The sequence below is a fragment of the Mycolicibacterium peregrinum genome, assembly GCF_001665625.1.
Classification (GTDB): Bacteria; Actinomycetota; Actinomycetes; order Mycobacteriales; family Mycobacteriaceae; genus Mycobacterium; species Mycobacterium peregrinum_B.
The window spans coordinates 21,195-42,944 of sequence record NZ_LZSY01000156.1; the positions used below are offsets into that span (position 1 = coordinate 21,195).

19 protein-coding genes and 1 pseudogene are annotated in these 21,750 nt (G+C 67.0%); 12 read left to right on the top strand and 8 right to left on the bottom strand.

What is annotated here, in order from left to right:
* Positions 1–141: 141 nt before the first annotated feature.
* Complete coding sequence (locus A5779_RS24195) at positions 142–507, bottom strand: Hsp15 family ribosome-associated heat shock protein (RefSeq protein ID WP_064886281.1); 366 nt, start codon at positions 505–507, stop codon at positions 142–144.
* Positions 504–1,568, bottom strand: a complete 1,065-nt coding sequence (dapE, locus tag A5779_RS24200) for a succinyl-diaminopimelate desuccinylase (RefSeq protein WP_064886282.1) — start codon at positions 1,566–1,568, stop codon at positions 504–506. Before dapE ends, A5779_RS24195 begins: the two co-directional genes overlap by 4 nt.
* A gap of 34 nt (positions 1,569–1,602) precedes the next feature.
* On the opposite strand from dapE, the gene dapD reads away from it, so the two are divergent.
* Complete coding sequence (gene dapD / locus A5779_RS24205) at positions 1,603–2,547, top strand: 2,3,4,5-tetrahydropyridine-2,6-dicarboxylate N-succinyltransferase (RefSeq protein ID WP_064886295.1); 945 nt, start codon at positions 1,603–1,605, stop codon at positions 2,545–2,547.
* Between the two features lie 418 nt (positions 2,548–2,965).
* Here the strand turns inward: dapD and A5779_RS24210 are convergent, their stop codons facing one another.
* Positions 2,966–3,313 (bottom strand): VOC family protein, encoded by a 348-nt coding sequence (locus tag A5779_RS24210; protein WP_064886283.1) that lies wholly within the window; start codon positions 3,311–3,313, stop codon positions 2,966–2,968.
* Entirely contained in the window at positions 3,304–4,719 is a 1,416-nt protein-coding gene (locus tag A5779_RS24215) for an acyl-CoA synthetase (protein WP_064886284.1), read from the bottom strand. The genes A5779_RS24210 and A5779_RS24215 overlap by 10 nt, the downstream gene beginning before the upstream one ends.
* A gap of 25 nt (positions 4,720–4,744) precedes the next feature.
* On the opposite strand from A5779_RS24215, the pseudogene A5779_RS34640 reads away from it, so the two are divergent.
* The 3 genes and pseudogenes from A5779_RS34640 to A5779_RS24225 form a co-directional block, all read left to right on the top strand.
* Positions 4,745–5,224: pseudogene (locus tag A5779_RS34640) on the top strand (DUF309 domain-containing protein); the annotation flags it as partial.
* A complete protein-coding gene (locus A5779_RS34645) occupies positions 5,216–5,773 on the top strand; it encodes an NUDIX domain-containing protein (RefSeq protein WP_064886296.1) in 558 nt (185 codons plus the stop codon). The pseudogene A5779_RS34640 and the gene A5779_RS34645, both read left to right, overlap by 9 nt.
* A gap of 34 nt (positions 5,774–5,807) precedes the next feature.
* The gene (locus A5779_RS24225; RefSeq protein ID WP_082941827.1) at positions 5,808–6,839 is read left to right on the top strand and encodes an isopenicillin N synthase family dioxygenase; all 1,032 of its coding nucleotides are present in this window, start codon (positions 5,808–5,810) and stop codon (positions 6,837–6,839) included.
* A 9-nt stretch (positions 6,840–6,848) separates the two neighbouring features.
* Here A5779_RS24225 and A5779_RS24230 read toward each other — a convergent pair whose 3' ends face one another.
* Together A5779_RS24230 and pruA are read right to left on the bottom strand one after the other, a co-directional pair.
* Positions 6,849–7,808, bottom strand: coding sequence for a proline dehydrogenase family protein (locus tag A5779_RS24230; RefSeq protein WP_064886285.1), 960 nt, complete (start codon positions 7,806–7,808; stop codon positions 6,849–6,851).
* Between the two features lies 1 nt (position 7,809).
* Positions 7,810–9,438: an L-glutamate gamma-semialdehyde dehydrogenase gene (gene pruA, locus A5779_RS24235; RefSeq protein WP_064886286.1), complete on the bottom strand. Its 1,629-nt coding sequence runs from the start codon at positions 9,436–9,438 to the stop codon at positions 7,810–7,812.
* An 83-nt stretch (positions 9,439–9,521) separates the two neighbouring features.
* On the opposite strand from pruA, the gene A5779_RS24240 reads away from it, so the two are divergent.
* From A5779_RS24240 to A5779_RS24255, 4 genes are all read left to right on the top strand, one after another.
* Positions 9,522–11,102, top strand: coding sequence for a PucR family transcriptional regulator (locus A5779_RS24240; RefSeq protein ID WP_064886287.1), 1,581 nt, complete (start codon positions 9,522–9,524; stop codon positions 11,100–11,102).
* 165 nt (positions 11,103–11,267) lie between these two features.
* On the top strand, positions 11,268–12,764 hold the full coding sequence (locus A5779_RS24245; protein WP_064886288.1) for a carotenoid oxygenase family protein: 1,497 nt from the start codon (positions 11,268–11,270) through the stop codon (positions 12,762–12,764).
* Between the two features lie 9 nt (positions 12,765–12,773).
* A complete protein-coding gene (locus A5779_RS24250) occupies positions 12,774–13,982 on the top strand; it encodes a sensor histidine kinase (protein ID WP_236734866.1) in 1,209 nt (402 codons plus the stop codon).
* Positions 13,979–14,608, top strand: coding sequence for a response regulator (locus A5779_RS24255; protein ID WP_064886289.1), 630 nt, complete (start codon positions 13,979–13,981; stop codon positions 14,606–14,608). The genes A5779_RS24250 and A5779_RS24255 overlap by 4 nt, the downstream gene beginning before the upstream one ends.
* Before the next feature lie 72 nt (positions 14,609–14,680).
* Here the strand turns inward: A5779_RS24255 and dapC are convergent, their stop codons facing one another.
* Both dapC and fdxA read right to left on the bottom strand, forming a co-directional pair.
* Positions 14,681–15,781 carry a succinyldiaminopimelate transaminase gene (gene dapC, locus A5779_RS24260; protein WP_064886290.1) on the bottom strand — a complete coding sequence of 367 codons (1,101 nt, stop codon included), beginning with the start codon at positions 15,779–15,781 and terminating at the stop codon, positions 14,681–14,683.
* 29 nt (positions 15,782–15,810) lie between these two features.
* Entirely contained in the window at positions 15,811–16,134 is a 324-nt protein-coding gene (fdxA, locus tag A5779_RS24265) for a ferredoxin (protein WP_003882174.1), read from the bottom strand.
* Between the two features lie 262 nt (positions 16,135–16,396).
* Here fdxA and A5779_RS24270 point away from each other — a divergent pair, with 262 nt between their 5' ends.
* From A5779_RS24270 to A5779_RS24285, 4 genes are all read left to right on the top strand, one after another.
* A complete protein-coding gene (locus A5779_RS24270; RefSeq protein WP_110777682.1) occupies positions 16,397–18,412 on the top strand; it encodes an NADPH-dependent 2,4-dienoyl-CoA reductase in 2,016 nt (671 codons plus the stop codon).
* A 129-nt stretch (positions 18,413–18,541) separates the two neighbouring features.
* Positions 18,542–20,842, top strand: coding sequence for a nitric-oxide reductase large subunit (locus A5779_RS24275; RefSeq protein ID WP_064886291.1), 2,301 nt, complete (start codon positions 18,542–18,544; stop codon positions 20,840–20,842).
* Positions 20,839–21,465, top strand: a complete 627-nt coding sequence (locus A5779_RS24280) for a hypothetical protein (RefSeq protein ID WP_003882177.1) — start codon at positions 20,839–20,841, stop codon at positions 21,463–21,465. The genes A5779_RS24275 and A5779_RS24280 overlap by 4 nt, the downstream gene beginning before the upstream one ends.
* Positions 21,462–21,750 (top strand): SPFH domain-containing protein (locus tag A5779_RS24285; RefSeq protein WP_268875826.1); only part of this gene is annotated, 289 nt, incomplete at its 3' end. The genes A5779_RS24280 and A5779_RS24285, both read left to right, overlap by 4 nt.

Below are 21,750 nucleotides of genomic sequence, written 5' to 3' on the forward strand. Positions count from 1 at the left end.
GGCACCGCACAGAGGGACAGGAAGACGAATCGACTCTCGGGATCACCCGGAGATATCGTCAGTTCCCAGCATGTTTTCGGCCCACCTCGGTTGACAGCAGATGCGTTACCCATAGTACGCACGCATGCAACCGATTTAGATTCAGAAGGTTCCGCGCAGCCGATCCAGTTGGCGCCGTTCACGTTTCGTCGGGCGACCGGCACCCCGATCGCGGACGGGCGCGGCCGCCAGGATCTCCTTGGGCGGCGGTGGCGGACTGCGGTCGATCAGGCACTCCGCTGCGATGGCGGGACCGACCCGCTTGGCGATCGGGCGGATGACCTCCACGATCCGCTCCCGCCCGTCAAGCCGGACCCGCACCTCGTCGCCCGGACTGACGTGCTGCGCCGGTTTGGCCGGCACGTTGTTGACCCGCACATGACCGCCGCGACAGGCGGCCGCCGCCGCGGACCGGGTCTTGGTGATGCGCACCGCCCAGATCCAGCTGTCGACACGGACGGTGCTCACGACAGATAGCGCCTCAGCATGTCGGTGACCGCGGTGATCTGGGCGACCTCGACGCGTTCGTCGACCTTGTGGGCCAGGTTGGGATCGCCCGGTCCGTAGTTCACGGCAGGAATCCCCAGCGCGGCGAACCGCGACACGTCGGTCCAGCCGTACTTGGCGCGGACGGCTCCCCCGGCAGCGGCCACCAGCGCGGCGGCAGCGGGTTTGGCCAGGCCCGGCAGGGCGCCCGGGGCGGCGTCGGTCAATTCGATGTCGACGTCGAGGCCGTCGAACACCTCGTGCACGTGGGCGACGGCCTGATCGACACTTCGGTCGGGAGCAAAACGGAAGTTGACGGTCACCGAGGCGGCGTCGGGGATGACGTTGCCGGCGATGCCGCCGTCGATCCGGACCGCCGACAGCCCTTCCCGGTACACGCAGCCGTCGATGTCGACACTGCGGGGCTGATAGGCGGTGAGCCGGTCGAGCACTGCACCGAGTTTGTGGATCGCGTTGTCGCCCAGCCAGGAACGTGCGGAATGCGCTCGGGTGCCGGTCGCACCGACGACGACGCGGATCGTGCCCTGACAACCGGCCTCGATGTAACCGCCGGACGGTTCGCCGAGGATCGCGACGTCGGCCTGCAACCACTCCGGCAGCTCGCGTTCGATGCGACCCAGCCCGTTGGCGCTGGACTCGATCTCCTCGCAGTCGTACATCACCAGGGTGATGTCGTGACTCGGCTCGGCGATGGTGGCGGCCAGGTGCAGGAACACCGCGTCACCGGATTTCATGTCCGAGGTGCCGCAGCCCCACATCTCCCCGTTCTTGATGTGGCTTGGCAGGTTGTCGGCGGCGGGCACGGTGTCGATGTGTCCGGCCAGCATCACCCGTGACGATCGGCCCAGGTTGGTGCGGGCCAGCACCGCGTCACCGTTGCGGATCACCTCGAACCACGGTGCCTGCGTACGCAGCGCGGCCTCGATCTCGTCGGCGATGAGTCGTTCATGGCGCGATTCGCTGGGGATGTCCACAAGTGCAGCGGTCAGCGCGATCGGATCAGCACGCAGGTCTAGCCCCATGGTGTCCGAGGCTAGTCCAGTAACCTTGGCCAACGTGACTGCAGCATCTGGCGTCGGCCTGGCCACCATCACCGCCGACGGGACCGTCCTGGACACCTGGTTTCCCGCCCCTGAGCTGAGCGCCTCCGGCGACGCCGGCACGGTGAAGCTCACGGGTGACGATGTCCCCGCCGAGTTCGCGGGCCTGACCGGCCCCGATGCCGACCGCGGTGTCGAGGTGGTGGCGGTGCGCACCACGATCACCGACCTCGCGGACAAGCCGGCCGACGCGCACGACGCCTACCTGCGGCTGCACCTGCTTTCACACCGGCTCGTGGCCCCACACGGCGCCAACATGGACGGCATCTTCGGTGCGCTGGCCAATGTGGTGTGGACGAACTTCGGTCCGTGCGCGGTCGAGGGCTTCGAAACCGTGCGGGCCAAGCTGCGCCGCCGCGGTGCCGTCGCGGTCTACGGCGTCGACAAGTTCCCCCGCATGGTCGACTACGTGTTGCCGGCGGGCGTGCGGATCGCCGACGCGGACCGCGTCCGCCTGGGTGCGCACCTGGCCGCCGGGACGACCGTCATGCACGAGGGCTTCGTGAACTTCAACGCGGGCACGCTGGGCACCTCGATGGTGGAGGGCCGGATCTCGGCGGGCGTGGTCGTCGACGACGGCTCCGACATCGGTGGCGGTGCCTCGATCATGGGCACGCTGTCCGGTGGTGGCAAAGAAGTCATCAAGGTGGGCAAGCGCTGCCTGCTGGGCGCCAACGCCGGCCTGGGCATCTCGCTGGGCGATGACTGCGTGGTCGAGGCCGGGCTCTATGTCACCGGCGGCACCAAGGTGACCACCGCCGACGGGCAGACCACCAAAGCCGTCGAGCTCTCGGGCGCGAACAACCTACTGTTCCGCCGCAACTCACTCTCGGGCGCCGTCGAGGTCGTCAAGCGTGACGGCACCGGCATCACGCTCAACGAGGCGCTGCACGCCAACTAGCTTTCTTCCGCCGAACGTCGGCTTGTGTGTCACAAATCGCGGATAGGAGACACACAAGCCGGCGTCCGGGGACTCAGGCTATGTGCAGGGGATCCCGTGCGGGCCGCCGATCCAGTGACCTGGCGGGGATTGCCAAGGGCACCACTTCTTGATCTGCCCTGGCGGTAGATTCGGGCCTGGATTCCAGTCAACCCAGCCCGGACCGGGAACCCACGGAATACGGGGGCCGGGGTCAGCCTGCGCTGAAGCCGCGCCCAACCCGAGGGATCCGGTGCCCAGTGCACCGGCGATCATTGCTGTTCCCACGATCTTCTTGAGATTCACGTGTGGCCTCCAAACATCTGCAGGTTGACGTGCGCTTTCCAACCTCTCTATCGACCAAGCTACGCCTTTTGTTAACACGTCGGCGGAGCCGGACCTACTCGGCAGCGAGTATGCAGAACTCGTTGCCTTCAGGGTCGGCCAGCACCACCCAGGTCTCGTCGCCCTGGCCGACGTCGACGTGTCGCGCACCCAGACCGACCAACCGGTCCACCTCAGCCTGCTGATCGTCGGGGGTGAAGTCTGGATGCACTCGGTTCTTGACCAGCTTGCCCTCCGGCACGGCGGTGAACAACCAGATAGGGCCGGCACCGGGTGGCGGGGTGAGGATCACGTCGCCGTCGGCATCGGTGTGATGGGGCCAGCCGAGTACCTTCGACCACCACGCTCCCAGCGCTTCCGGATCGTGGGCATCGATACAGATCTCGGAGAACCTCAGTCCCATTGCGCCAGTTCCTTTTTCATCACCTTGCCCATGGCGTTGCGGGGCAGCCTGTCCACCAGCCGCACTTCGCGGGGTCGCTTGTGTGCTGAAAGTTGTTGGGCGACAAACTCGATCAATACTTCCGGTGCGGCAGTGCCGACGACGAACGCGACGATGCGCTGCCCGAGATCCTCGTCGGGCATGCCGACCACGGCCACCTCGTCGACGCCGTCATGGCCCAGCAGCACGGTTTCGATCTCACCCGCGCCGATGCGGTAGCCGCCGGACTTGATCAGATCCACCGATTCACGCCCGACGATGCGGTGCATGCCGTCGGCATCGATGACGGCAACGTCGCCGGTGCGGTACCAACCGTCTGAATCGAAGGCTTCGGCGGTGGCCTCGGGCCGGTTGAGATAGCCACCAAACACCATGGGGCCCTTGATCTGCAGCCGCCCGATGGTCTCACCGTCGTGCGGCACCTCGGCACCCTCGTCGTCGACCAACCTGGTCTGCACCCCGGCCAGCGGCAGCCCGACCCAGCCGGGCCTGCGCTCACCGTCCACCCGGGTGCTCAGCGTGATCAGAGATTCGGTGCTGCCGTAGCGCTCCACCGGAGCGTGCCCGGTCAGCCGGACCAACTCGTCGAACACCGGTACCGGCAGCGGCGCACTACCGGAGACCAGCAGCCGCGCCGTGGACAGGGCCAGCGCCGAGTCGAGGTCCTTGACCACCCGTGACCACACCGTCGGCACTCCGAAATACAGCGTGCCCTGGGCCTGCGCGTACGCGGCCGGTGTCGGTTTCCCGGTGTGTACGAAGCGGTTCCCGATCCGCAGCGAGCCGAGCAGGCCAAGCACCAGGCCGTGTACGTGGAACAACGGCAGCCCGTGCACCAGGGTGTCGGCGGACGTCCACTGCCACGCCTCGGCCAGCGCGTCGATGTCGTCGGCGATGGCCTGACGACTGATCGGCACCCCCTTGGGCGCTCCGGTGGTGCCGGAGGTGTACATGATGATCGCGGTCGAATCAGCTGGCGGTTCTTGGTAGCGGTGCCAGGACCGCGCGTGCAGCCGGACCGGGATCAATGGAAGCCCCGCAGGATCATCGCCGTCCTCAGGCATCTCCCCCAGCCAGGCCTGGGCGCCCGAGTCCGCGAGGATGTGCCTGCGCTCTGCCACGCCGACGTCGGCCGGGACCGGCACCACCGGCACGCCGGCGATCAAGCATCCGATGATGGCGAGGACCGTCGTCGGGGTCGGCGTCGCCAAGACCGCGACGCGGCCGGCGACAGCGACGCGCTCGGCCACCGAAGTGGCGGCGCCGACGAGGTCGCTGCGGCTCAGCACGGTCCCGTCGATCGAAACGGCATCGTCAAGTTCGGCCCCCGCGGCGACAGCTGCGGGGTTCAAGGAGGCCAGCAACACCCTTGTGAGGCTACCGTCGGGTGGTATGGGCACAGCAGCTGGACGCGACCGCGACGACTCCGGCCGGCCACGCAACACCCGCCCGCGTGACGCACTCGGCCGGCCGTTGCCGTACGGCAGTGAAGGCGTCGCACGCATTCCCGATGAGCTGGAGCTCACGCCGGCCGAAACTCTCGCCTACGCCCAGGATCTGCTCGACCGTGGTCAGGCGTTCAGCGCTCACGAAGTACTCGAAGCGGCGTGGAAGAACGGGCCAGGCCACGAACGTGCGCTCTGGCAGGGTCTGGCGCAGCTGGCTGTGGGCATCACGCATGTGCAGCGCGGCAACCGGACCGGCGCTGCCGCCCTGTTGCGACGCGCCGCAGCGCGGTTGGCGCTCGTCGAAACACCGGCGCCCTACGACATCGATGTGGCCCACCTCGTCGATTTCGCCGCCACTCTCGCCGACGACGTCGAGAGCACCGACGACATCGCGCCGGAGCGGCTGCGCACCGCCCTGACGGCTGCCATCCGCCGGACTGCGACGCGCGAGGTGTATCGGAACAACTGGCTGACGCTGCGCGAAGACCACATCGTCCGGTCTGACGGCAGCACCGGCGTCTACGCCGTCGTGGACAAGCAGACCTACGCCCTGGTGATTCCGTACGACCCCGATGGCGATCGGTTTCACCTCGTCGAGCAGTTCCGCTATCCGTTGGGGTTGCGGCGCTGGGAGTTCCCTCAGGGCACAGCGCCAGAGAATCAACATCTGGAGGCCACCGCCCTCGCCCACCGCGAGCTTCGTGAAGAGACCGGTCTGCGCGCCGAGACCATGGAAAGACTCGGCCTACTCGATGTGGCGGCGGGGATGAGCAGTCAGCGCGGCTGGGTGTTTCTGGCGACCGGCCTGACCGAGGGCGAACACGAACGCGAGCATGAGGAGCAGGACATGCACAGCGCGTGGTTCTCCCGAGCAGAGCTGAACGACATGATCCGGGACGGCGCGATCACCGATGCCCAGAGCTTGGCGGCCTTGACTTTTCTGCTGTTGCGCGAGAGGGAAATTCAGCGTTGACATCAACTTAGGTTGAGGTTCTACCGTCGAGCGCGTGAGCCAACCAGAGGTGATAGTCGACCAAGTTGTCCTGCGCGACGGCTTCGTCCCGTTGATCGACATCAGCAGCGCCCGAAACGGCGACCCACGTCAACGCCAAGCAGTCGCCGACGCTATCGGGCGATGCTGTGAAAGCAGCGGTTTTCTGCTGCTCGTCGGCCACGGAGTGCCCGATGGCGTGATCGAGGATGTCAACCGCGCGCTGCGCGAATTCTTCTCGCTGCCACGGGCCCTCAAGGAACAGGTCAGGGCCGATCCTGCCGATCCGCTGGCCCGTGGTTTCAGCAGTGCGGGCAACCTCGCGGCCACCAACGACGGGGCCGACCCGGTGGCCGAACACGAATCACCGGACCAGGTCGAGAAATTCGTGTACTTCCCGCAGGGAAATCCGGAGGGATTCGACGGGCCCGGATGGGCCGATGGACGGGTCTCGGTCGCCGAACGATGGCCAGAGGTACCGGGATTCCGCGCGGCCTACGAACGCTATTACGACGAGATGGCTTCGCTTGCGACCGAGTTGTCCCGGCTGTTCGCCTTGGCGCTGGGCCTGCGCGAAGACTGGTTCGACACGCTGATCGACCGGCACAACTCCAACCTGATGGCCAACCACTACCCGGCCGATGATCAGCCGGCCGGCCACATCCGGCTCAGTCAGCACAGCGACTGGGGCAACCTCACGATCCTGCTGCAGGACGAAACCCAGAACGGGCTACAGGTTCGGGACGATCGCGGTGAGTGGCTCGACGTGCCGGTGGTACCCGGCTCGTTCGTCATCAACATCGGCGACCTGTTGGCCCGGTGGACCAACGACCGGTGGGTCAGCACGGTGCACCGGGTAGTGGGCACCGGAGCACCCACCGCAGAGCGGTTCAGCCTTCCGTTCTTCCACCAGCCCAACTTCGACGCCGTGATCGAGTGCATCCCCACGTGTGCGACCGTGGACAACCCGGCGCGGTATGAACCGGTGGTGTCGGGACCGTATCTGCTCGACAAGTTCAAGGTCGCCTACGACCTGAGTCCCAGCTGAGGCCCTGGGTCAGTGGCGCTCGGCCAGGGCCCGCAGGAAGAACGTCAGGTTGGCCGGGCGCTCCGCCAGTCGCCGTACGAAGTAGCCGTACCACTCGTTGCCGAACGGCACGTACACCCGGACGTGGTTGCCCGCGTCGGCAAGCCGGCGTTGTTCGGCGTCACGGATGTTGTAGAGCATCTGGTACTCGAAACCGTCCACGCCCCGGCTGAATTCATCGACAAGGCCGGGTACCGCGTCGATGATCTGCGGGTCGTGTGAGGCCACCATCGGGTAGCCCGATCCGGCCATCAGCACCCGCAGGCAGCGCAGGTAGGAGTCGGTGACCTCGTCTGCATCGCGGTAGGCAACCGTGGCGGGCTCGTCGTAGGCGCCCTTGCACAGCCTGATCCGGGCTCCGGATGCGGCGAACTCACGGCAGTCCGCCTCGGTCCGGTGCAGATAGGCCTGCAGAACGGTTCCCAGCCAGTCGAATTCGGTGCGCAGATCACGCACGATGGACAGGGTGGAGTCGGTCGTGGTGTGGTCCTCGGCGTCCACGGTGACCCAGGCTCCCACCTCGCGGGCCTTGGTACAGACGGTGTGCGCGTTCTCGTAGGCGATCTTCTCACCGTCGCGCGGCAGTGCCTGACCGAGCGCCGAGAGTTTGAGTGACACCTCGAGCGGTCGCACGGAGGCGTCGATGTCGCCGCGTCGTGCCAGCCCGTCGAGCAGGGTCAGGTAGGCCTGCACAGTACGTTCGGCGTCGTCGTTGCTCGTCGTGTCCTCGCCGAGGTAGTCGACGGTGACGAATCGGCCCGAATCTCGCAGTGCACCAACGGTGTCGAGCGCCTCGGGTACCGTCTCCCCTGCCACAAAGCGGTCCACCACCTTGCGGGTGATCGGGAGGCGTTCGGCCGTGTGGCGCAGCCGCGCCGAGTGCGACGCGGCCAGGATCGCCGGGCGGGCGACGCGCTGGAAGACGCCCATGTCAGACCTCCATGTGGGGGTAGGTGTGGTGGGTGGGCGGCACGAAGGTCTCTTTGATGGAGCGGGCCGAGGTCCAGCGCAACAGGTTCAGCGCGGAACCGGCCTTGTCGTTGGTGCCCGAGGCGCGCGATCCGCCGAAGGGCTGCTGGCCGACGACCGCGCCGGTCGGCTTGTCGTTGACATAGAAGTTGCCTGCCGCGTTCCGCAGCCGGTCGGCGGCGGTCAACACCGCGGCGCGGTCGTCGGCGATCACCGCACCGGTCAGCGCGTAGCGGGCACCGGTGTCGACGACGTCGAGGATGCGCTCGTAGTCCGCGTCGGGATAGACGTGGACCGCGAGGATGGGGCCGAAGTACTCGGTGGAGAAGGCCTCGTCGGTCGGATCGTCGGACAGCAGAACGGTGGGCCTGACGAAATAGCCTTCACTGTCGTCGTATTCACCGCCGGCGGCGATGGTGACGCCCGCCGCGCCCTTGGCCCGCTCGATCGCCGCGACGTTCTTGGCGTAGGCGCGTTCGTCGATCACGGCACCGCCGTAGTTGGTCAGGTCGGTGACGTCGCCGTACTTGAGGTCCGATGTGGCCGAGAGGAAGTCGTCGCCCATCCGGTGCCACACCGAGCGCGGGACGAAGGCCCGGGAGGCTGCCGAGCACTTCTGTCCCTGGTAGTCGAAAGCACCGCGGATCAGGGCAGTGCGCAGGACATCAGGGCGGGCCGAGGAATGCGCGACGACGAAGTCCTTGCCGCCGGTCTCGCCGACCAGTCGTGGATAGGTGTGGTAGCTGCCGATGTTCGCGCCGACCTCGCGCCACAGGTGCTGGAACGTGGCGGTCGATCCGGTGAAGTGGATGCCGGCCAGTCGCGGATCCGCCAGGGCCACATCGGAAACCGCGATCCCGTCGCCGGTCACCAGATTGATCACCCCGGGCGGCAGTCCGGCGGCCTCGAGTAGTTGCATCGTCAGGTAGGCCGCGAAGGTCTGGGTGGGCGAGGGTTTCCACACCACGGTGTTGCCCATCAGGGCGGGTGCGGTGGGCAGGTTGCCGGCGATCGCGGTGAAGTTGAAGGGGGTGATGGCGTAGACGAAGCCCTCGAGTGGCCGGTGATCGGTGCGGTTCCAGACGCCGGGGCTGCTGACGGGCTGTTGCGCCAGGATCTCACGGGCGAACTCGACGTTGAACCGCCAGAAGTCGATCAGCTCGCAGGGGGCGTCGATCTCGGCCTGGTAGGCGGTCTTGGACTGGCCGAGCATGGTGGCGGCGGCGATCTTCTCGCGCCAGGGTCCGGACAGCAGATCGGCCGCGCGCAAGAACACCGCGGCGCGCTCGTCGAACGGCATCCGGGCCCACTCGGCCTTGGCGGCCAGCGCGGCCTCGATGGCGGCACTGGCGTCGGCGTGTTCGGCGTTGGTCAGGGTGCCGAGCGTCGCACTGTGGCGATGCGGTTGCACGACATCGATGCGTGCACCGCCGCCCATGGTGTGTTTGCCGCCGATGACGTGCGGCAGGTCGATCGGGGCGCCGGTGAGTTCGCCGAGCACAGTGGCGAGCCGGGCGCGTTCGCCCGAGCCCGGTGCGTAGTCGTGAACCGGCTCGTTGGCCGGCGCGGGCACGGCGGTGATGGCATCCATGAGTCAAGAATCCCCGACGTGACCCACGCAACACTTGTCTGTTCCGCCAAGCCTTGCTCGTCTGATCAGTAGAATCGGACAACATGCGGACCACTGGTGTCAGCCTGGGCCAACTGTTGTTAGCGCTGGATGCCACCCTGGTCAGACTGGTTGAGGCACCTCGCGGCCTAGATCTGGTGGTGGCCTCGGCCGCACTCATCGATTCCGACGACGTGCGCCTGGGCCTGGCCCCGTCCGCAGGCGCCGCGGACGTGTTCTTCCTGCTCGGATTGTCCGAAGAAGACGCGCTGAGTTGGGTCGAGCAGCAGACCGCACGCCGGGCGCCTGCGGCGATCTTCATCAAGAAGCCATCCGATGCGGTCATTGAACGAGCAGTGGCGGCGGGCACCGCGGTGGTTGCCGTCGATCCGCGGGCCCGCTGGGAGCGGCTGTACCGATTGGTCAACCATGTCTTCGAACACCATGGTGACGGTGCGTTGCACGATTCGGGTACCGACCTGTTCGGCCTGGCCCAGTCGGTGGCCGAACGCACGCACGGCATGGTCAGCATCGAGGACGCCCAGTCACACGTGTTGGCCTATTCAGCGTCCAGCGACGAAGCCGATGAGTTGCGTCGCCTGTCGATTCTCGGCCGAGCGGGTCCACCGGAGCATCTGGCGTGGATCGCCCAGTGGGGCATCTTCGATGCGTTGCGTTCCCGACCGGAGGCGGTGCGGGTGGCCGAGCGCCCCGAACTCGGGCTGCGGCCCAGGCTGGCGATCGGCATCTTCGCGCCCGCCGTCGACGAGCGCCGGGCCGCCGCGTTCGTCGGCACCATCTGGGTGCAGCAGGGCAGTCGCCCGCTGGCCGAGGACGCCGAGGAGGTGATGCGCGGCGCCGCTGTTCTGGCCGCGCGGATCATGGCGCGCCTGGCCGCCGCGCCGTCCACCCATGCCGTGCGGGTACAGGAACTGCTGGGGTTGGGTGAGGCGGAGGCCCCCGTCGAAGTGGAGTTGATCGCCCGGGAACTAGGTGTGGCCGTTGACGGCCGGGCCGCGGTGATCGGCTTCGACAGCCGCGCCGGAGCCAATCAGGCGAGCCGACTGGCTGATGTTCTGGCTTTGAGCGCCAGCGCCTTTCGCCATGACGCACAGATGGCCTCGGTGGGATCGCGGGTCTATGTGCTGTTCCCCACCACTGGTAAGGCGGTGACGTCGTGGGTGCGGGGCACCGTGGCGTCGCTGCGCACCGAGTTGGGACTGGAGCTGCACGCGGTGATCGCCAGCCCGGTGGCCGGGTTGGCCGGCGCGGCGGCGGCCCGCACCGATGTCGACCGGGTGCTCGACACGGCCGGACGCCATCCCGGAACGCTGGCCGCCGTCACCTCGCTGGCCGAGGCGCGCACGACGGTGTTGCTCGACGAGATCGTCACCGCCATCGCCGCCGACGAGCGGCTGATCGATCCGCGGGTGCGGATGTTGCGGGCCGACGAACCGGTGCTCGCGGAAACCCTCGGTGTGTACCTGGACTGCTTCGGCGACGTGGCCGCGGCCGCGCAGCATCTGCACGTACACCCCAACACTGTCCGTTACCGGATCCGCCGCGTGGAAGAGCTGCTGGCGACCTCCCTCAACGATGCCGATGTCCGGCTGCTGCTCGCGTTGAGTCTGCGTGCCACAGCGTGAGTCGCCTCCCCTGCCGAGCAGACGCTCAGGTACCCAGATGCTCGGCGTGTCGGGTACCGCCGCGTCTGCTCGCCAGAAATGTGGGCCCCTGTCCATCGTTCGGTTGACATACGAATCAGCCGCGAAGGCGTCGCGCGGACGCGGGCGAAGCGGCACCGTAGGGGTATGACGACCGAAACGGTTCAGCACACATACGAACATCCGTATCTGAGCGGGAACTACGCCCCGGTACATGACGAGGTCACGGTCACCGACCTGACGGTCACGGGGAACATTCCGGACTACCTCGACGGGCGCTACCTGCGCACCGGGCCCAACCCGCTGCGCGCTCCCGATCCGGAACGCCACCACTGGTTTCTGGGCGACGGCATGGCGCACGGGATCCGGCTGCGCGACGGCAGCGCGACCTGGTACCGGAATCGCTGGATCAGGTCGAGTTCGGTCGCGCGCCAGCTCGGCGAAAAATGGGCCGGCGGCGCGCACGCCGGTGGGTTCGACTTCCCCTCGAACACCAACATCATCGGCCATGCCGGCCGGACGTTGGTGGTCACCGAGGCCGGCGTGCGACCCTACGAACTCACCGACGAGCTCGAAACGGTAGGTCCGTCCGACTTCTGCGGCACACTGTTCGGCGGATTCACCGCACACCCGAAGCATGATCCGAAAACCGGTGAACTGCATGCCGTCTCGTACAACCCGTTGCGCGGCAACTTGGTGAGCTACACCGTCACCGGGGTGGACGGAAGGGTCCGGCGCACCGTCGACATCGCCTTACGCGCCCAGACGATGATGCACGACTTCACCCTGACCGAGAAGTATGTGGTGCTCTACGACCTGCCGGTGCTGCTCGATCTGACGACGATGGTCAAGAGTGCCCCGGCGCGTGCCGCCGCACGGTTGCTGACCGGATTCGCTGCCCGGCACGCGGCACCGGACTTCGTCCTGCGCGCCGCCATGCGCGGATCCGAACGCGCCGCGCTGCCGACGACGGCGATGCCGTACCGGTGGTCACCGGAGCACGGTGCTCGTATCGGGGTGATGCCCCGCGAGGGATCAGCCGCCGACATCCGGTGGTTCGACATACCGCCGTGCTATGTGTTCCACACCCTCAACGGGTACGACCAGACCGGACCCGACGGCGAACAGATCGTGCTCGACGTCGTCCGACATCCTGCGGTGTTCACAACCGGTGACCGGCTGTTCACCGACTCGATCACGTTGGACCGCTGGACCGTTGACCTTCGCACCGGAAAGGTGCGCGAGCAGCGACTCCACGACGAGACCCAGGAATTCCCCCGCATCGACGACCGCACAGTCGGGCGGCAGCACCGGTACGGCTACACCGTCAGCCTGCCCCCGGAACCGGACGCGCCGGCCGGCGCCATCCTGCGCCACGACCTGCGTGAGGGAACCACCGACCGGGTCGACTTCGGGCCCGGGCGCGAACCCGGCGAATTCGTCTTCGTCCCGTCCGGACCGGATGCCGACGAGAACGACGGCGTGGTGATGGGATTCGTCTACGACCGAGCCGAGAACCGTAGCGATCTGGTGTTGCTCGACGGGCAGAGTCTGGCACCCGTTGCCACCGTGCACATTCCGGTCAGGGTCCCACACGGATTCCACGGAAACTGGGTGGCCACCGAAGGCGGCGGCGGCCGTTAACATCGGCAGATGACCGAAACCGGTCCGTCCACTACAGCAGTCCTGCGGGAACCGTCGGACTGGCATTGGATGTGGGAGACCTACGTCTGCGGGTTGTGCGTCGCGGCGGTCGTCGCGGTGGTGCTGCTGCGACACACCCTCGGCGGCAACGTAGGAGTGGCGTGCGGCGCACTCGCCGCGATGGTCGTCGTCGTTCTGGTGTTCGGACGCAGCGTGATTCACGATGCGGATCCGATCACCGGCCCGGTGAGCGCACGGACGGCGGCGTTCCTGGCAGTGATGATCGGCCTCTGGCTGCTCGCGCTGCTGGCCGCGGCGCCGGCCGTCGCGGCAATTCCGGCGCTCTTCCCGCTGATCTTCGCCACGTTGCCGCTGACGGCGGCGTTGACGCTGACCTTCCTGGTCACCCTGGCACCGTTGGGCCTCGCCGTGGCCATCCACGGGCTGGGGTGGCCGAGCCTGCCGCTGGTGGCCGCGGTGACCCTCGTCGGTGCGGTTGCCGCCCCGATCATCGGTACCACCATCATGACCACCATGCGCCAGCGACAGAAGTTGGCGGAGACGGTCGCCGAGTTGGCGGCCAGCCGGGCCGAAGCCGCCCGCCTGTCACGGGAGGCCGGCGTGGCCGGCGAACGGGAGCGGCTGGCCCGGGAGATCCACGACACCCTGGCCCAGGGATTCACCAGCATCGTGGCGCTCGCCCAGGCGGTGCAGGCCGAGAGCGACGCCGATCCGGCCGCCGCCGCCCGGCATGTGGAGTTGATCCGCAACACCGCGCGCGACAACCTGGCCGAGGCCCGCACGATGGTCACCAGGCTGACCCCGGCCGCGTTGGAGGAGGGCTCCCTGCCTGCTGCCCTGCGCCGCCAGTGCGAGCGATTGGCCGCCGAGACCGGCATCGCCGTCGACATACACATCGACGACGACCTACCCTCGCTCGGCATGGCCGCCGATGTGGTGTTGTTGCGCAGCGCGCAGGAGGCGATGACGAACGTGCGCCGGCATTCGCAGGCCAGTGAACTCCGGGTCCACCTTGAGCCCGTACCGCACGGGGTACGACTTTGCCTGTCCGACAACGGTATCGGCCTGCAGCCCGACCACGTCGACGGTTTCGGCCTGCGCGGTATGCAGGCCCGGCTGGATCAGGTCGGCGGCACCCTGACGCTGTCGGTGCCCGACGGTGGCGGCGTGCGGGTGATCGTGGCGGTGCCGGCATGACCGGCACTGCGACAAGAGTCCTGCTGGTCGACGATCACCCGGTGGTCCGCGAGGGGCTGCGCGGCATGATCGACGCCGAGGACGACCTGACGGTGATCGGTGAGGCCGGTTCCGGGGCCGAGGCGATCGGGTTGGCCGGCGCGCTGCGCCCCGATGTCATCTTGATGGATCTGCGGATGCCCGGAATCGACGGCGTCACCGCCACTGCCCAGATTCTGGCCGCCGATCCTTCGATCCACATCGTCGTGGTCACCACCTACGAAAGTGACACCGACATCCTTCGCGCTGTCGAGGCCGGCGCGACGGGCTATCTGCTCAAGGATGCGTCCCGCGCCGAGTTGGCCCGTGCGGTGCGCGACGCCGCGCGCGGCAAGACGGTGCTGGCCCCCGGCGTCGCCGACCGATTGGTGAACGCGGTCCGGACGCCGGCGGTGACACTGTCGGTGCGGGAGGCCGAGGCGCTGGCCTTGGTGGCCACAGGTGCCACCAACGCCGATATCGGCCGCGCACTACACATCAGCGAGGCCACCGTGAAGACCCATCTGCTGCGGGCGTTCCACAAACTCGGGGTGTCCGACCGCACGGCGGCGGTCACCAAAGCGATGTCGCTGGGCCTGCTGGGCTGATTTTCTCCCGCGAGCAGACGCAAACTCGCACATTTTCAGCGGAAAACTGATGAGTTTGCGTCTGCTCGGCGGTTAGGAGAGGCGTGCGACCGCAGCGGCGATGCGCTCGTCGGTCGCGGTCAGTGCGACCCGCACGTACTGAGCTCCGGCCGGACCGTAGAACTCGCCCGGCGCCACGAGGATGCCGCGCTCGGCCAGCCACTTGACGGTGTCGCGGCACGGCTCGCCGCGAGTGGCCCACAGGTACAGGCCCGCCTCGGAATGCTCGATGGTGAATCCGGCCGCCTGCAGTGCGGGTAGCAGCAGCGCCCGGCGTTGCGCGTATCGCTCGCGTTGCACGGCTTCGTGCTCGTCGTCGTCGAGGGCGGCGACCATCGCGGCCTGCACCGCCGTCGGCACCATCATCCCGGCGTGCTTGCGGACCGCGAGCAGTTCGGCGACGACAGCCGGGTCACCGGCGACGAACCCGGCACGGTAGCCGGCGAGCGAGGAGGTCTTGGACAGCGAGTGCACCGCGAGCAGCCCGGTGTGGTCACCGTCGCAGACCGATGGATGCAGGACACTGAGCGGCTCGGCTTCCCAGCTCAGGCCCAGGTAGCACTCGTCGGAAGCGATGAGCACCCCACGGTCGCGGGCCCAGGTCACCACCTTGCGGAGGTGGTCGGCCGGGAGCACCTTCCCGGTGGGGTTGCTCGGCGAGTTCAGGTAGATCAGCGCGGGACGTTGCGGACCCAGCTGGGTGAGCGAATCGGCACGCAGCACCTGCGCCCCGGCCAGCAGGGCACCGACCTCGTAAGTCGGGTAGGCCAGCTCCGGGACGACGACGGCATCGCTGGGACCGATCGCCAGCAGCGTCGGCAGCCAGGCGATCAGCTCCTTGGTGCCGATCACCGGCAGCACCGCATCCGGCGCCAGGTCGGTGATGCCGTACCGGCGTCGCAGTGCCGCCCCGGCCGAGGCTCGCAGCGCCGGTGTCCCGGCCGTCGTCGGATAGCCGGGAGCCGAACTGGCGGCGGCCAGCGCCTCCCGGATGACCGGTGCCACCGGATCTACCGGAGTGCCTACCGAAAGGTCGACGATTCCGTCGGGGTGCGAGCGGGCCAGAGCAGTGACGTCCGCCAGGGTGTCCCACGGAAACTCTGGCAATGCCGCCGAACGACGCTGTCGCACCACGTCAGTCTCGAAGCCGGATTCGACCGTGCTCAGTCCTCGGCCTTGGCCGGCAGGTCCTTGATCACCTGCGGATCGTTGTCGGTCTGGCCGACCTTGGACGCGCCGCCGGGCGAACCCAGCTCGGAGAAGAAGTCAGCGTTGGCCTGCGCGTAGCTGCTCCACTGGTCCGGCACATCGTCTTCGTAGTAGATGGCCTCGACCGGGCAGACCGGTTCGCACGCGCCGCAATCCACACACTCGTCGGGGTGGATGTACAGCATGCGGGCACCCTCGTAGATGCAATCGACCGGGCACTCTTCGATACATGCCTTGTCTTTGACGTCGACGCAGGGTTCGGCAATGACGTACGTCACTGATGTCTCTCCTGTCCAGTGGGCTGCTGGGCTCGGTGGTCGGGACTCTGTTGAGTTCGACGTCACAGTATGCGTTGCCGATACTTGGACGCGCGTCTCAGTGTGTCCTAACTTCACGCGTCACCCAGTTATGGGTGGCGCGTGGTAACTGATACTAGCCGTCGCAGATACAGCTCGCCTAGCCGCCTGACCGATTCCTTTTGCCCAACCCAGATCACTCAATTAGTTGCATAGGACCGTCGGTCCCACCTACCCTGCGGACATGGGGTTGACCTATCCGCATCTCTTGTCGCCGTTGGACCTCGGCTTCACCGCGCTGCGCAACCGGGTCGTGATGGGCTCGATGCACACCGGCCTCGAGGACCGTGCCGGTGACACCGCGAAGCTCGCCGAATACTTCGCCGAGCGGGCCCGCGGTGGCGTCGGGCTGATCATCACCGGTGGCTACGCCCCCAACAAGACCGGTTGGCTGCTGCCGTTCGCCTCACAACTGGTGTCCTCCGCCGAAGCGCGACGCCACCGCCGGATCACCGGTGCCGTCCACGATGCCGACGGCAAGATCCTGCTGCAGATCCTGCACGCCGGACGCTATGCGTATCACCCACTTTCGGTGAGCGCATCGTCGATCAAGGCCCCCATCAACCCGTTCCGGCCGCGCGCCTTGCGGGACGTCAAGGGCACCATCGACGATTTCGTCCGCTGCGCGCTGCTCGCCCGCGAAGCTGGTTATGACGGCGTCGAGATCATGGGCAGCGAGGGCTATCTGCTCAACCAGTTCCTGGCACCGCGCACCAACAAGCGCACCGACGCGTGGGGCGGCACCCCGGATAAGCGCCGTCGCTTCCCGGTCGAGATCGTGCGACGGGTGCGCGAGGCGGTCGGCTCCGACTTCATCATCTGCTACCGCCTCTCGATGGCCGACTACGTCGAGGACGGTCAGACCTGGGAGGAAATCGTCGCGCTGGCAACCGAAGTCGAGGCGGCCGGCGCGACGATCCTGAACTCGGGCTTCGGCTGGCACGAGGCGCGGGTACCCACGATCGTCACCTCGGTGCCCAACAGCGCCTTCGCCGACATCAGCAGTGCGGTGGCCGAGCACGTCTCCATCCCGGTGGTGGCGTCCAACCGGATCAACATGCCGCAGAGCGCCGAGCAGATCCTGGCCGACACCCACGTCCAGCTGATCTCGATGGCGCGTCCCCTGCTCAGCGATCCGGACTGGGTGCTCAAGGCCGCCGAGGAGCGGGCCGACGAGATCAACACCTGCATCGCGTGCAATCAGGCCTGCCTCGACCATGCCTTTGTGCACAAGAAGGTTTCGTGCCTGCTCAACCCGAGGGCCGGGCGAGAGACGACATTGGTGCTCAGCCCGACGCGTCGGGCCCGTTCGGTGGCCGTCGTAGGCGCCGGCCCAGCCGGGTTGTCGACCGCGGTCAACGCCGCCCAGCGCGGTCACCGGGTCACGCTGTTCGAGGCGGGGTCGGCCATCGGCGGCCAATTCGACCTGGCCAGAAGGATTCCCGGCAAGGAAGAGTTCAACGAGACCATCCGGTACTACACGACGATGCTCGACAAGCTCGAGGTCGACGTGCGATTGGGGGTTCGCGCCGGAGCCGACGACCTGGCCGGCTTCGACGATGTGGTGCTCGCGAGCGGGGTCACACCGCGCCTTCCCGCCATTCCAGGGATCGACCATCCGAAGGTGCTCACCTACGCCCAGGCCATCACCGGTGCGCCCGTGGGCAAGTCGGTAGCGGTGATCGGCGCCGGCGGAATCGGCTTTGACGTGAGCGAATTCCTGACCACCGATGCTTCTCCCACCCTGAATCTCAAGGAGTGGAAGGCCGAGTGGGGTGTGGCCGACCCCCAGGAAGCCCGTGGCGCGCTCACCACTCCCCTGCCCGCCCCCGCCGTGCGCGAGGTGTATCTGCTGCAGCGCACCAAGGGCCCACAGGGCCGCAACCTCGGCAAGACCAGCGGGTGGGTTCATCGAGCATCACTGAAAGCCAAAGGGGTGCATCAGCTTTCCGGAGTGAACTACGAGCTCATCGACGATGAGGGTCTGCACATCAGCTTCGGTTCCGAACACCGGGACCGACGCGTGCTCCCGGTCGACAACGTGGTGATCTGCGCTGGACAGGAATCGGTACGTGATCTCGAAGCGGACCTTCGGCGCAACGGCATCGAACCCCACATCATCGGAGGCGCTGCTGTGGCAGCCGAACTCGATGCGAAACGAGCAATCAAACAGGGCACCGAATTGGCCGCGGCACTCTAGGCTGCGCTGCGCGAACTTTCCGAAAAGCCCGCAATGACGCTGCCCCGTCGGTATTTTTGACCCCGTCGAAGATTCCGCACGTGCGGGTTCAGATGCCGCCCGCACCCATGTGGTGGGGGGAGCAAGCGCATGGCCGTCGAGGAGTCCACCAGCCAACCACTGATCGGCAAGGGCTGGGTTCAGGGCGTCGCCCTGGTGATGATCTTCGGCTTCTTCATCATGGGGCTGCTGGCCTACCGGACCTACACGGCATCGATGCCGATGCCCGACAAGGTGGTCACCGAATCCGGGCAGGTGGTCTTCACCGGCGACGAGATCACCCGCGGGCAGGAGCTCTTCCAGTCACGCGGCCTGCAGGAGTACGGGTCGATCGTCGGTCACGGTGCCTACCTCGGCCCCGACTACACCGCTGATTACTTGCGCCGGGCAACCGAAGATGTCGCCACCCAGCTGCGGGACGGGGGTATGGCCGACACCCACGACGCCGTCGTCACCGAATTCCGGACCAACCGCTTCAACCCCGAGACCCGAACCCTGGTGTTCACCGGCCGACAGGCCGAGGCCTTCGACCGGATCACGCAGCACTATGCTGAATTCTTCGGGGAGGACTCCACCAAACACGGGCTGCTCCCCCGGCTCATCACCGACCCTGCCGAGATTCACGACCTGACCGCGTTCTTCGCCTGGACCGCATGGGCGTCGGCCGCTGACCGGCCCGGCCACAACTACAGCTACACCAACAACTGGCCCAGCGAACCCCGCGTCGACAACGGCCCCACCGCACAGCTCATCGTCTGGTCGACGCTCTCGTTGATCATGCTGCTCGGCGGGACCGGCATCATGTTTGCCGTCTACGGGCGGTGGAGTCAGAAGATCGGTTGGCACAGTGCCGAAGCCCCGATGCTGTCATTCCGCCAGCCTGGCGAAGTTCCGCTGACGCGTGCACAGCGGTCGACCATCTGGTTCTTCGCCATCGTGTCGCTGCTGTTCTTGGCCCAGGCCCTGCTCGGCGGCGCCGTACAGCACTACCGGGCCGACCTGTCGAACTTCTTCGGGCTCGACCTTGCCGCCATCCTGCCCTACAACCTGGCCCGCACCTGGCATCTGCAGCTGGCCCTGCTGTGGACCGCCGCGGCGTTCCTGGCGGGTGGAATTTTCTTGACCCCGTTCATCTCCCGGCGTGAGCCGCGACGGCAGCACTGGCTGTCCTACGGCTTGCTCGGTGCGGTGGTGATCGTCGTCGTCGGCTCACTGATCACCGAGGCGCTGTCGATCTACGGGATCGTCCCGTCGGGTTCACTGTTCTCGCAGCAATGGGAGTACCTGGATCTCCCGCGGCTGTGGCAGATCCTGTTGATCGTCGGCATGTTCTTGTGGATTGCGATCATCTGGCGCGGCATGAGGGCCCGGCTCAAAACCGAGTCCAAGTTGAACATGCCATGGGTGTTCTTCTTCTCGGGCCTGGCGATTCCGATGTTCTACGCGGTGGGCCTGCTCGCCGGCAGCGACACCCACCTGACGGTGGCCGACTTCTGGCGCTTCTGGGTGGTGCACCTGTGGGTCGAGGATTTCCTCGAACTGTTCACCACGGTGATGGTGGCCTACATCTTCGTCATGCTCGGGGTGGTCAGTCAGCGCATCGCGCTCGGGGTGATCTTCCTCGACGTGATCCTGTATTCGGCAGGCGGCGTCATCGGCACCATGCATCACCTGTATTTCTCCGGAACTCCGGTGGAACACATGGCCCTTGGCGCGTTCTTCTCCGCAGCCGAGGTGATCCCGTTGACGTTCCTCACCGTGGAGGCATGGGCCTTCCTCCAATTGGGGTCCAGACAGACCACCGGAGATGCCAAACCTTTCCCGCACCGCTGGGCAGTGATGTTCCTCGTGGCAGTCGGCTTCTGGAACTTCGTGGGCGCCGGCATCTTCGGCTTCCTGATCAACCTGCCGATCGTGTCCTACTACCAGATCGGCACCGCGCTGACCGCCAATCACGCTCACGCCGCGATGATGGGTGTGTACGGAATGCTCGCCGTAGGGCTGGCCATGTTCGCGTTCCGGTATGTGATTCCGGCCGACAAGTGGCCGGAGAAATGGGCGCGAGTATCGTTCTGGTGCCTCAACATCGGCCTGGCCTGGATGGTGTTCGCCAGCCTGTTGCCGTTGGGTGTACTGCAGCTGTATCACTCGGTCAACGAGGGCTACTTCGAGGCGCGCTCGCTGGGCTACATCACCCAGCCCGGTAACGCGGTGCTGGAGTGGCTCCGGTTGCCCGGTGATCTGATCTTCATCATCGGCGGAGTAGTCCCGTTCGTCTGGATCGCCCTGCAGGCGGTGCGGCACTTCAAGTCCGGCCCGACCACCGACGAGATGCCCGAGAATCCGCTGTACACCGAGGTCAGCCCGACGCCCGTGCCGGAGGCGCGATGAGCCCTCCGAGCACCGCGGTGTGGCTGATGGCGGGGTACGCCCTGGCACTGGTCGCGGTGGCCTGGGGATTCGACATGATGGCGCGGCGCGCCTCGATGCGCGCGGCGCGTTGGCGCACTGGGCAATTCACCTATCACGCCGATCACGACGCCTGGATGTGCCCGCAGGACCAGTGGTTGTGGCCCACGTCCTTCGACCCGGCCAACCGGGTGATGAGGTACCGGGCGAAGCCGTCGGTGTGCAACAGCTGCCCGGTGAAGTCCACTTGCACCAGCTCCGATCACGGCCGCGAGATCAGTCGGGAGGTCGATCCGTGGCCGTACTCGGAAGCCGGACAGTTTCACCGCGGGATCGCCTGCGCGGTGGCCGGATTGGCGCTGGTCATGGTGGCGGCGATGGCGATCGGGCAGCACGGTGCCGGTGATGTGGTCGTCCTGGTGGTGACGGCGACGGCCATCGTCGCCGCCGGTGTGCCACTGGCGCGCCACCTTTGGGCCAGCCCGGCCAACGCCCCCGACCATCTCCCGCACCGCACCGGTGAACAGGACATCACGGCCGTCAGCGTCGACCGGTTCACGACGAAGTGGGGCGGCGGCTGGGCCGACAGGAAGGAGACCCAGTGACCGGATTGTGGTTCTTGCTCGCCGCGGCGGGGCTGATCGTATTGGTGGCGTTCGCGTACTTCTCGCTGAAGGTGCTGCGCGAGTACGAGCGGGGCGTGGTGTTCCGGATGGGCCGGGCCCGCCCGCTGTACGGGCCCGGACTGGTGGTCCTGCTGCCACTGGCCGATCGGATGGTTCGGGTCGATCAGCGGGTGGTGACGCTGACCATCCCGCCGCAGGAAGTGATCACCCGCGACAATGTGCCGGCCCGGGTCAACGCCGTCGTGATGTTCCAAGTCACCGATC